Source organism: Micromonospora sp. NPDC005173 (assembly GCF_040608515.1).
Lineage (GTDB): Bacteria > Actinomycetota > Actinomycetes > Mycobacteriales > Micromonosporaceae > Micromonospora.
In genome coordinates this window covers 19734-30218 of sequence record NZ_JBEXIK010000066.1, presented here as the reverse complement: position 1 = coordinate 30218, position 10485 = coordinate 19734, and the positions used below count along the sequence as shown (strand labels likewise).

Below are 10485 nucleotides of genomic sequence, written 5' to 3'. Positions count from 1 at the left end.
GAAGATGTCGACACGTACACCAGGATCTCCGATCCCGCCCTCGGTCAGCACCCCGCACTCACACGCGGTGTCTCACCCCATCCTGACCAAGAGGGGGCAGGGGTGTTCGGGGGGTAAACGGGGGCAGGCCGACAGGGTCACCACGGTCCCCGCCGCGCCCCGCTCCCCCACCATCGGGACCTCGCTCCAACCATCGACCTCGTCCGGAGATCTAGGCGCAGGGTGCCGTCGGGCTCGAAGGCCGATCGCGGCAGGCCCATCCGTTCGATGATCGAAGCGTGTGGGAGAAGGTCGACGTTCTGTGCGAGGGAGGCCCGGTCGATGGCCGCTTCTTGACCGTGCCCCTCGACGAGAACGGCGTCCCGCCCGAGGTGGTCGATCAGACCTGGTTGTGGATTGAGTACGGCGGCGAGTTGCTCGATGCCGACATGAACGGCGTCTACGAGCTGGAGCCGGTTGCCGGCCTCGGCCCGCCATGGATATATGTCTGGACTCCGAGGACATGACGACGCCCCCGGCGATCCGCCGAGGGCCTCGTCGGTGGTGTTCAGGGGGTGCGGTCGACTCGCATCTCGACGTTGAACGCTGCCTGCCTGTCGCGGGTGGTCGATAGCCTGCCCGGCATGACCCGTATCCCCCGCCTCGCCGCCGTCGTGATCCTGGCCGCCGCCGTCACGGGCTGCGGCGGTGACCCTGAGCCGGCCGCCGCCCCGTCCTCCACTGTCGCCGCCACCAGCGTCTCGCCGTCGCCGAGCCCCAGCTTGTCGCCCAGCCCGTCTCCGAGCCTGTCGCCGTCGCACAAGCCGACGCTGCCCATCGAGATGACCGACGAGGGTGGCAACTGCGTGTCCGAGGGCCGCTGCGGGTACTACGTGGCCGGGTCGAGCTGCAAGAACGTGGAGTGGTGCAAGAAGTCCCACCTCGTCGAGCCCGGTACATGGGCGACGGACGGTGGGACAGGGGCGACGGACTGCATGTGGGGGCTGTCGTTGCCGCCGGAGTACGGCGTCGACGACGGCGGTTACGCGATCGGGCCTCTGGAGGTGGCGGTGCCGAAGGGTGCCATCTTCAGCACCCGGAACTGTGCGGCCGGCTGGCAGTGGCTGCACCCCTGACCGCAGACACGAAGTGGCGCCCCCGCCGGCCGAGGCCAGCGGGGGGCGCAGTGCGTCGTGGGGATGGGCGATGCCGACCTCGACCACGGCCGGGCAGCCGCCCGGCGCCGGCCGGCCTAATGTGTCGGGGGTGACAGAGGACCACGCGACACCGCGTTTCGCCGAGTGGTACGACGCGGTGATGGCTGCCGGCACCGAGGGCAATCAGGCGTTCTTCGGCCGAGATGTGCTGGCGGGTCTGGTGCAGGGCATCCGTGACTTCCGCGAGCACCGTCACGCGCGCTGGGACCAGTACCACGGGCCGGGCACCACCCTGTTGGGCTGCGCGATGTGGATGGATGACCCGGAGTTGCTCGAGGAAATCGCCGGCCTGGAGGCGGCGTGCGTGGTGCTCACGAAGCAGTCTCGCACCAAGCACTGGCAGCCATCGGCGCTGCCCTACAAGCTGAAGGTCCTCGCCGATCTCAACGAGCGTACGGACGGTCTACCCGTTGCGTACTTTCCTGAGTTGGAGCAGTTGGCGACCGTGGTCGATGGCGAGCCGGCGATCATCGGTCCGGGCTGGACGCCGGCGGAGCGGGACCGCACCATCCCGACAGTGCGGACGATTGGCTTCCGCAAGGGTATCGGCGGCAACGGGAGTATGCCGCCGCTGCTGCACGCCAAGCTAGCGCTGCTGGGCCGACTGTGGGAGCACGACGAGGACGACTTCGGCCCGGCCGATGTCACTCGGTTCACCGCGAAGCGGCTGTGGATCGGGTCGGCGAACTTCACGGTGGCGTCGCGGCGCAGCCTGGAGTTCGGGTTCTGGACGGAGGACCCGGTCCTGCTGCGCGGCGCGGAGGACTTCCTGCTGCGGCTGATCGCCACGTCCGAGGGGGTCGATCCGGACGCCCACGTGCACGAGCCGGAGCGAGGACTGCCTGACTACGACGACGCGGCAATGGCGGAGTGGGCGGGCGATCCGTATCCGGACGCGTTGGCGCGAGGGGCCGACGAAGCCGAGGGGTGGTCCCGGCCATGACCGCCCATCGGATCGTGACCCTCACCGCAGCGGTGTTCCGCGCTTCTCCCACGCTCGATTCATCAGTGCGTCGATGGCGCGGTCGGCCCCCGCGTCGTCGACACGAATGACCTTGCGGTACGCCTCGCCCAGTTGACTGCTGAAGCTGTCGACCCAGGCCGCACATTCCACGGACACGATGAAGATCATCGCGGCCAGTGCGTGGGTGCGGCCGGTGTACTGCGCTTCTTCATCTGCCTCTGCGTTGGCTTGAAGCGCGACGAGTGCACCACGGGCGGCGTTCCAATTCGTCCTTGTCGACCCGTGCGCGAACTCGCCGAGGGCCCGGTTCAACAGGTTCAGGCGCTTCCAACCAGCGCCCTCTACCCAGTCGCGAGGGGTGGACTTCGGGTTCGCTTCAATCCTGGCAGCGCGATCCGGCCTCACCCGCCAGGTGCGTGCTCGTGCCACCTGTTCGATCACACACCGCAGGCAGCCCATGCCACGGTCGTCGTCTTCGAGCCAGAGCCACTGTGCCGATCGCAGGCCAGATGCGCAGACCGCGAATGCGTCTGCCGCTGAGCGCTTGGCGGGGTCCTGACGCAGCCACACGGCGAGCACCGCTGCCATCTCGCCAGCCAGCACAGCCTCGGTTGCATGGTTCTGGATGCCCTGCTCATCAAACCGGTCACCAAGCGCCTCCCGCTCCGTCCTGTGGGCGTGCTCGGCGAGTATGAGCGCCCGGAACCGCTGAGCGCCGAAGCTCAGGACCGGCCACAGTTCCGACGGCGCATCGGGGCGCTGACCGGCGCGCAGCGCGGAGACCACACGCCGGTGTTCGGTGGCCGTCGCACCGAGCGGCCCCTCGACGCCCCGGAAGTGATCCGGCACCAGAGGGAACAGGAAGGCTCGAAGGTCGGGCACCCAGCTTCGGGCTGGCGAGACGAGCCGAACCATGTTGATCGTCTGGGCCCGATAGCCCCTGCCCCTTGCTTCGGCAACGGTCGCGAGGCACGTACGGATGTGGCTGAGGCTGACCACCAGTGAGTCGCTGATGGTGTCGAGGAGCCTCACGTGTTCGCTTGAAGGGGCATCCGTGACGTCGGCGATATCAAGCCACACGAGCGGCATCAGCCGGCCGCGCCCATGCAGCAGCTCGCTGACATCAGCGAACAGATCACCCACCGGGGTTGCGACTCCGTCTGGCCAGACCACCGGCGCGCTCCACAGCCGGTTGAGCCAGGCGACGGTCGTCTCGCCCGGCTCCTGGCGGATCAGGCTGCTGAATTCGAGGTTCGACGACCAACGCTCCAATTGGGTCCGGGCGATGATGCTCGCACCGACCGGCTGCAAACTCATCATCAGGCGCACCGCCGCGGCGACGCTGTCCAGCCCCCACGCCAGGTGGTCTTCCCAGGTCGGACCTGAATGAATGGGAGCACGCCCTGGGTGCGCCCCCAATTCCTCAGCAGCCAGCGCCAACGGCAGGTAGCTCGCGAGCAGCGGCAGACCGATGCATTGCATCGTGTGACCGACGTCGGCGATACGTTCCATGCGCTGGTTGTGCCGCGAGATCAACGCCTCGGCAACGCCGTCGTGACCACGGTCGTGCAGTGCGGCCTCGAAGCCTGCAACGGTCGGTGGAACGCTACGTCCGCGCCGCTCAGCCCTGCCGCCAACCTTCTGCGCTGCCCGTTCGGCGGCGCGGCGAGCCGCTCGCGGACGCACCCGCTGCCGACCCCGTCCCTGGCTCACCACGCCGATACACCCCACCGGTTCCGGGCCGGCATCTCGTCAACTGCCGTCCGCGTCAAAACCATAGACAACAGTGGGTGTCCCACCAAGCCGATATCGCCACGTCGTGCCCGCCGGGCATGGCACCCACGACAAAGGGGGCGCCGCCTGAGCGGCGCCCCCTTTCGTTCTGCCTTCGCCCTGGGTCACTTCAGGGCAAGCCGCTCACCCTCAAAGTCGGCGACGATCTCCAGCTTGCCGCCGAGTGCGGCAACGTACCGCTCGATGGTGCCAACCTCGGTCGTCGGCACCTCGCCCCTCTCGATAGCAGCCACGCGCGGCTGGGAGACCTCCATGCGCTCGGCGACCTGCTGCTGGGTCAAGCCGCGACGCTCGCGCATCTCACGCAGCCGGGCGGCGCGCACCTCGGCGAGCATCCGCTCGGTGTGCTCGGCGACCTTGGCCTCGTCGAGGTTCATGCGGGAGCGAGTGTCCCGCCAACTGCGAACCATCAGCGTTGTCCCTTCAACGTCCGAAGATGTTCGGCAAAGAGCTTGTCGGCCTCGAGGATGCTGGTCTCGTACCAACCCTTCCAGTTGCCTGCCTTGTTCCCTGCGACGAGCAAGATGGCTGCTCGGGTGGGGTCGAAGGCGAACAGGATGCGGATCTCGGTGTTGCCCGAGGAGCCGGGCCTGAGCTCCTTCATGTTCTTGTAGTCCGAGCCCTTGACCCGATCGACCAGAGGGCGGCCCAACGTCGGGCCCTCCCTGGCGAGGATGTCAATGGCAGCGGCCACCTGGTTCGCCGTGTCGGGATCTTCCTTACCTAGACGGACGAGCCACTCGTCGACCTCTTCGGTGGTGTCGATTCGCCACTCGTCTGCACCTGCACTATAGCTCACGTAGAACTCCTACGTTATATGGAACTACAGATGGGCTTACTCGAACCGTTAGAGCGGATCGGCACTGCCAGATCCGTATCAGCGGTTTGTCCGGATCGCATCACTGCAGGCTCCGCAGGAAGCCAGCCCTGGTGATCTTGACCGTCCATCCCTCGCCCAGAACCAGGTTCACGATGCGAGAGATGTGCTGCTCGTAGATCGGCAGAAGCTCGACGTCCCGGCGGCGGGGCACCTTCACCTCGATCTCCCGGGGTGCCGTCAGCGTCCACTCGGCCGACTCAGCGACCGGCCGCAGGCGCGGCGCAAGGCGGTCCAGCGCGGTGGCGACGCACTCCTTGACCGTGTCGAGCTCGCCCTTCTCGGCATCGTCGCGCGCCATGTCCCAGGCACGGCGACGCTGCTGCGCCTCCATGTCCTTCATCCGCGCCTCCAGCTCCGGCTGCTCCTGGCGCTCACGGTGCTCGGCCGCCAGCTGCGTGACCTCCTCCTTGGTAGAACCGAAGAAGATCGTGGCGTTGGCCAGTCCCACGAAGCCCGTGCGGTCGCCGGCGCAGTCATACGCCACGATCGGCGTGATCTTCGCGGCGTCGTCGGCGCTGTCGACCTTCGCCGGCGGGTGCCAGCCGATGATGCGGCCAATCAGTGGCGCTCCGCCGTCGTCGAGGTCCTCGGCGAGCCAGAGCTCGTAACCCTGCGGGATCATGCGTCTCCTCACCGTGCTGCCGTGCGAGTGTCCACCGTGCCATGTGCGACGCCGATCGGCTGTCCCCCGTGGGTTCATGCCGCCGTACCCGACTGGGCGCTGACCACCAGGTAGTAAGCGACTGCCGCACCTGCCAGCAGCATCAGGACGACGGCGACCTTCTCCCCCACTCCGCCGGTGGTGAACCGGACGGCACGCGGGCTGCCGACGCTGCGCCAGCGGCAGCCGCGGATGCGCAGCGGCCACCACAGCGGCGAGCCGCTGCGCGTCAGCGCGTCGCCCAGGGAGTGGGTGAACGTGCCCACGCCGGCGGCCGCCCCGGCCCACCACCACGAGGCGCCTGGCACCAGCGCCTCCACGCAGATCAGGCCGAGCAGAGTCAGCAGGAGCGAGCCGAGGGTGGCGGCGAAGCGGTGCGCACCCCGGCCCAGCCGGCGGAACGACCCGGGCAGGAGCATGTCGCCCACCTTGGCCCGGGTGCCGGAGCGCAACGCCGGGTAGCTGGCCAGCCAGATGCCCACGGCGGCCACGGCCAGGCCGGCCGGCGCGCCGAAGTGCCAGCCGATCACCGCCAGCACGGCGCCCAGGACGGCGGCGAAGACCGCGGTGTGGGTGACCGCCCGGTGCCCGCCCCGGTCCGGTCCGTCGGCGCAGTGCGCACACCCGGCCCGCCGCAGGGCGGCCGCACCTCGAGAGCTGGCCCAGGCCAGCGCGCCGGTGATCGGGCCGAGCGCGCGGGCGATGGTGGACTGCGGGTGGTCGATGTCGGGCAGCAGGGCGTACCCGGCGGCCGTTGCGGCGCCGACCACCACGGCGGCCGCACCCGGGTCCGGCACGCCGAGGCCTGCGGCGGCCGCCTGCTCGGCGCCGGCGCACACCGCCAGCCAGGCGACCGCCCCAGACAGGGCATGGCTCTTGCCCATCATGGTCAGTGGTCCCTGTCGAGGTACTCGTCGACGCCGTCGGGGTAGCAGCGCAGGAACGCCTGCGACAGGCAGTCGTACAGCTCGCTGGTCGCGGACGACTGGCCCCGCTCGGGCCCGCAGGGCTTCACAGAGCATGAAATTACGGGGGGCTAACCGCAACAGCCCCAGACTGGTCCCGTAGACGGGATCGACCGGGAGGACTCTATGCATGTCAGCGGCGCCGGCCCCGACGACGACAGCGACGCTTGGAACATCGACCTCCTCATGATCGGCGAGGAGAGCATGCGCAGGGCCCAGAGCAAGCTGCTGGACAAGCGCCGTGCCTCCTACAAGGCCTGGAGGCGCAAGTGGGACATCGGGGTGGTGATCCTGTCCGCGGTGTGCGTGGCGTACACCGCCGGCGTGGTCATGCCCACCGCTTGGGCCGGCAAGACGCCGTCCCCGCTCATGGACCTACTGATCGCCTTCGCCGTCGGGCTTGGCCTGACGCTGGCCACCGCGGCCTCGGTGCGCATCGTGGCGGCCGCCGCCCACAAGCTGCACCTCAACCTTGACCTCGAGTTGCTGCAGTACCACCGGATCCACGCTGCACGCATCGACCGCATCCATAGAGATGTCCGCGGCGACATCGCCGAGCTGCGCGCGCTGGGCGAGGCGCTGAGGCGGCAGAACGAGACCCTGCTCCAGAAGTCGCAGGACCAGACGGACGCGCTGCAGAAGGCCGTCGTCACCTTCCTCGCCGAGGGCGACCGGGACGCCGAGCAGATCCTGCGCGAGAGCGAGCGCATCATCGCGGGCAACTCCGGCCCGGGACCGGCCGGACTGCGTCCCGTACGGCGCATCCACTGACGTCACTAGCAAGAGGCCCGGGCGAGCTCCGCTCCCCGGGCTTCTTCCTGTCCGCGACACGCCCGGGTATTCCCCCCCCCCCCCCCCCGGTTGGGGGCACTGCCCCCGCCGTGCCCCCAAAGAATTTCCGACCAGAGAAGATGATCTCCTCTTGTGCTGGTCGGGACGGCCGGATTCGAACCGACGACCCCTTGACCCCCAGGACGATTCGCCACACGTCCATGCACGTCACACACGCCATGCCCAAGATCAGGCCGTGCGGTCGACGTCGTGCCGCGCACCATCGCGCAGGCCGTGTGGTCCCTACTTGGTCCCCGGGACGCTGACACGCTCAATGACCGCAGCGCACTGTTTAGGAAGTGTGGATACGGCCGGAACCTGCTCGGCAGCGACCTGACTTGACCTGCCTCGCCACGCTGGCCGCCACGTCCAGAAGCTGACCGCGGTTGACCCGTCGCCCATCCCGACGGGCACGCAACGGGCACGGCGACCGAGGGATTGAGAGATCAGAACGGGCGACCCGGCAAGCAGTGTGGATTGGCTCCTAACAGCGGAAACACCTTTCGGCATCTCTCACCACTCCCCTGCCGTCCGTGGACCTCTTGCGGACTGGATACGGACCGCCTCCGCTAGGCGGACGGGGAAGGGGCCTCCGGTGGCTGGCCGGCGGCGCGTCGAGCGTCCGCGAGGGTGACCCCGAGCAGCACGACGGCAGCCGTGATAGCGGCGAGCAGTGGTGGGCCGAAGAACAGCGGCGACGCCAGCAGGACCAGAACGCCGATGCCGACGAACCGGCGCACGGCGAGCCGGTTGAAGACGACCCGTTCCAGCCGACTGCGGCCGAATAGGAAGACCGCCGGCCCGCCGAGGATGACCGCGAGCCAGGCCGGCGCGGAGGGCCCCTCGGGATGCGCCAGCACGATTTCCGAACCAGCCGCGGCCAAGGTGATGCCGAGCACCATGAGCACGTGGGCCGCGCCGACGCTCCGGCCGGCAACTGCCGGATTCGATGACATCTCGACCGCCTCGGCCAGCACCTGGCCAGCGCGATAGAAGTAGATCCGCCACATCAGCACGGACGACAGAAAGGTGACCACCAGGGCCGCCGTTGCGGCGAGCGTGGCGGGATGGTTGGCGTAAGTCAGGCCTATCGACACCACCGTCTCGCCGAGCGCGATCAGCAACAGTTGCTGATAGCGCTCAGGGAGGTGTCGAGTGCTGGCCATCGCCCACGCGCTGGTCGTTGCCCGAGGCAGGCCGGGTACCGGCCAGTTGAACCGCGCCACGACCAGGTCCACGATGATGGCGATCAACCACAGGACAATCCGGGGGTTTCCGCGCATCACCGCCCCGGCGAGCCAGATTACGCCGGAGACGCTGGCCCAGACGGCCAGCCGGGTGTAGAGCGCCTGTACGTTCTCGTGCTCCCGTAACAACGGCCGGAGCACCAAGGGGCGTCCGATATGCAGCACCACGTACACAACGGCGAAGGCGGCGCCGCGTTGCTCGAACTCGTACGGCAGCGACGTCGCCATGATCAGCAGGCCGAACGCGCTGACCAGGACCAGCAGCTGAATCCAGCGGTTGCGGTAGTCGAACCGGCTCGTGATGTACGCGGTGGTCGTCCACAGCCAGAGCAGCGGCAGGGCCAAGACGGCCGTGTCCAGCAGCGACAGCCAGCGCAGGCGCACGTCGTCGGAGAGAAGGTCCGGCACCATCCGGCTGACGACCCCAAGCAGGGCGAAGACCAACACCAGGTCGAAGAACAGCTCCAGGAAGCTGACCTGCTGGGCGTCCTCCTCGCCGCGCAGGATGCTCCCGGCCTGCGCCGGCTCCGATGGTCGTCCCACCCGCCCATGCTCGCCGGATGAATGTCTTCCATGCGTCGAATTCGCTCGTTTCAACGACTCGAGTGGTGACGGCGGTAAAGCTGGCGCGAGCCACGTACCGGACGACAGCTGGATCCGTCTGCCCTTGTGGGCACCCCGCTGGGCTAAGGCGGATCTCCTCGTCGGGCAGTCGTAGACCGTCCAGCCTCCCCGGACGACGGGGACCAGGTGGAGCGCCCTACCGGACGAACGACCTGGTCCCCGTCCGGGGAGGCTGGTAGCCCTTGTGGTGCCCGGCGAGGTGAGCCGCGGCGGCATCTCTGAGGAGGGTCGGGGTTCGGGGCAGAGCCCCGAGGTCTTCATGGCCCCTTGTCGTCCGTCAGCGTGGCCGGCCGGTCCGGCCGATGCCGGCCGGAGGTCGCCAGCAGGCCGGGGCCGGGCCGGCGCGGCCCGCTTTGCGGGCCGCCTTGATCCAGAGAACGAACAATTCGGCAAATGACCCGGGTAGCCACCTGAAACTTGACCAACGGTCAAGCAGCGCTAGGCACGCTCCAACTTGACTGATCTTGGTCCCCAGAACGGCGAAAGGACCGACCCGATTTCCGGATCAGCCCTCTGACCTGCGTCGGGACGGCCGGATTCGAACCGACGACCCCTTGACCCCCAGGCAACAGCCAAGTCCCTCTCATCAGCCATCACGCATCGCTGAGCTGGTTCCGAACGTCCCTCGAAGTCCATGGTTGTCCACCAGCGTACGACCCGATCGTCACCCAGTTAGTCACTCGTCGGAGCCAAGGTTGCTGCAATCAGTCTGCATCACTCGATGCAGACCGCTTATGCTGAAATTTGGTCTTGATCTGAGCCGCCCGCTGTCGTAGGGCCAGCGCCTCCTCCGCCTGCCCCAGCTCCCCCAACGTGTGCGCCAGGTTGTCCAATCGGAGCGCGATGTCGGGGTGCCCTGCCGGCAACGCCGCCTCACTGATCTCCAACGCCCGCCGCCGCAACGGCAGCGCCTCACCCGCCTGCCCCAGATCCCCCAACGTGTGCGCCAGGTTGTTCAACCGGGTCGCGATGTCGGGATGCCCCGCCGGCAACGCCGCCTCACTGATCTCCAACGCCCGCCGCCGCAACGGCAGCGCCTCACCCGCCTGCCCCAGATCCCCCAACGTGTGCGCCAGGTTGTCCAACCGGGTCGCGATGTCGGGATGCCCCGCCGGCAACGCCGCCTCACTGATCTCCAACGCCCGCCGCCGCAACGGCAGCGCCTCACCCGCCTGCCCCAGATCCCCCAACGTGGACGCCAGGTTGTCCAACCGGAGCGCGATAGTGGGATGCCCCGCCGGCAACGCCGCCTCACTGATCTCCAACGCCCGCCGCCGCAACGGCAGCGCCTCACCCGCCTGCCCCAGATCCCCCAACGTGGAG

At 68.5% G+C, this 10485-nt stretch carries 12 protein-coding genes; 4 read left to right on the top strand and 8 right to left on the bottom strand.

Going from position 1 to position 10485, the window contains the following annotated elements; all coding sequences use genetic code 11:
- Positions 1–278: 278 nt before the first annotated feature.
- The 3 genes from ABZV00_RS35340 (at position 279) to ABZV00_RS35330 (ending at position 2139) form a co-directional block, all read left to right on the top strand.
- A complete protein-coding gene (locus ABZV00_RS35340; protein ID WP_355614322.1) occupies positions 279–506 on the top strand; it encodes a hypothetical protein in 228 nt (75 codons plus the stop codon).
- 117 nt (positions 507–623) lie between these two features.
- Entirely contained in the window at positions 624–1115 is a 492-nt protein-coding gene (locus ABZV00_RS35335; protein WP_355614319.1) for a hypothetical protein, read from the top strand.
- 70 nt (positions 1116–1185) lie between these two features.
- Positions 1186–2139 (top strand): hypothetical protein, encoded by a 954-nt coding sequence (locus ABZV00_RS35330; protein ID WP_355614316.1) that lies wholly within the window; start codon positions 1186–1188, stop codon positions 2137–2139.
- Positions 2140–2160: 21 nt separating this feature from the next.
- Here ABZV00_RS35330 and ABZV00_RS35325 read toward each other — a convergent pair whose 3' ends face one another.
- From ABZV00_RS35325 to ABZV00_RS35300, 6 genes are all read right to left on the bottom strand, one after another.
- Positions 2161–3876 carry a hypothetical protein gene (locus ABZV00_RS35325; RefSeq protein WP_355614313.1) on the bottom strand — a complete coding sequence of 572 codons (1716 nt, stop codon included), beginning with the start codon at positions 3874–3876 and terminating at the stop codon, positions 2161–2163.
- A gap of 182 nt (positions 3877–4058) precedes the next feature.
- Positions 4059–4331 carry a helix-turn-helix domain-containing protein gene (locus ABZV00_RS35320; protein WP_355614310.1) on the bottom strand — a complete coding sequence of 91 codons (273 nt, stop codon included), beginning with the start codon at positions 4329–4331 and terminating at the stop codon, positions 4059–4061.
- 32 nt (positions 4332–4363) lie between these two features.
- Positions 4364–4753, bottom strand: coding sequence for a type II toxin-antitoxin system RelE/ParE family toxin (locus ABZV00_RS35315; RefSeq protein ID WP_355614307.1), 390 nt, complete (start codon positions 4751–4753; stop codon positions 4364–4366).
- A 100-nt stretch (positions 4754–4853) separates the two neighbouring features.
- On the bottom strand, positions 4854–5456 hold the full coding sequence (locus ABZV00_RS35310; protein ID WP_355614304.1) for a hypothetical protein: 603 nt from the start codon (positions 5454–5456) through the stop codon (positions 4854–4856).
- 74 nt (positions 5457–5530) lie between these two features.
- Positions 5531–6382, bottom strand: a complete 852-nt coding sequence (locus tag ABZV00_RS35305) for a metal-dependent hydrolase (protein ID WP_355614301.1) — start codon at positions 6380–6382, stop codon at positions 5531–5533.
- Positions 6383–6384: 2 nt separating this feature from the next.
- Entirely contained in the window at positions 6385–6510 is a 126-nt protein-coding gene (locus tag ABZV00_RS35300; protein WP_355614298.1) for a hypothetical protein, read from the bottom strand.
- A 76-nt stretch (positions 6511–6586) separates the two neighbouring features.
- Here ABZV00_RS35300 and ABZV00_RS35295 point away from each other — a divergent pair, with 76 nt between their 5' ends.
- Positions 6587–7231, top strand: coding sequence for a hypothetical protein (locus ABZV00_RS35295; protein ID WP_355614295.1), 645 nt, complete (start codon positions 6587–6589; stop codon positions 7229–7231).
- Positions 7232–7860: 629 nt separating this feature from the next.
- On the opposite strand, the gene ABZV00_RS35290 is transcribed toward ABZV00_RS35295, so the two are convergent.
- Together ABZV00_RS35290 and ABZV00_RS35285 are read right to left on the bottom strand one after the other, a co-directional pair.
- Positions 7861–9081 (bottom strand): low temperature requirement protein A, encoded by a 1221-nt coding sequence (locus ABZV00_RS35290; RefSeq protein WP_355614292.1) that lies wholly within the window; start codon positions 9079–9081, stop codon positions 7861–7863.
- Positions 9082–9866: 785 nt separating this feature from the next.
- Positions 9867–10485, bottom strand: a 619-nt coding sequence (locus tag ABZV00_RS35285) for a tetratricopeptide repeat protein (RefSeq protein ID WP_355614290.1), incomplete at its 5' end; no start/stop codon positions are given.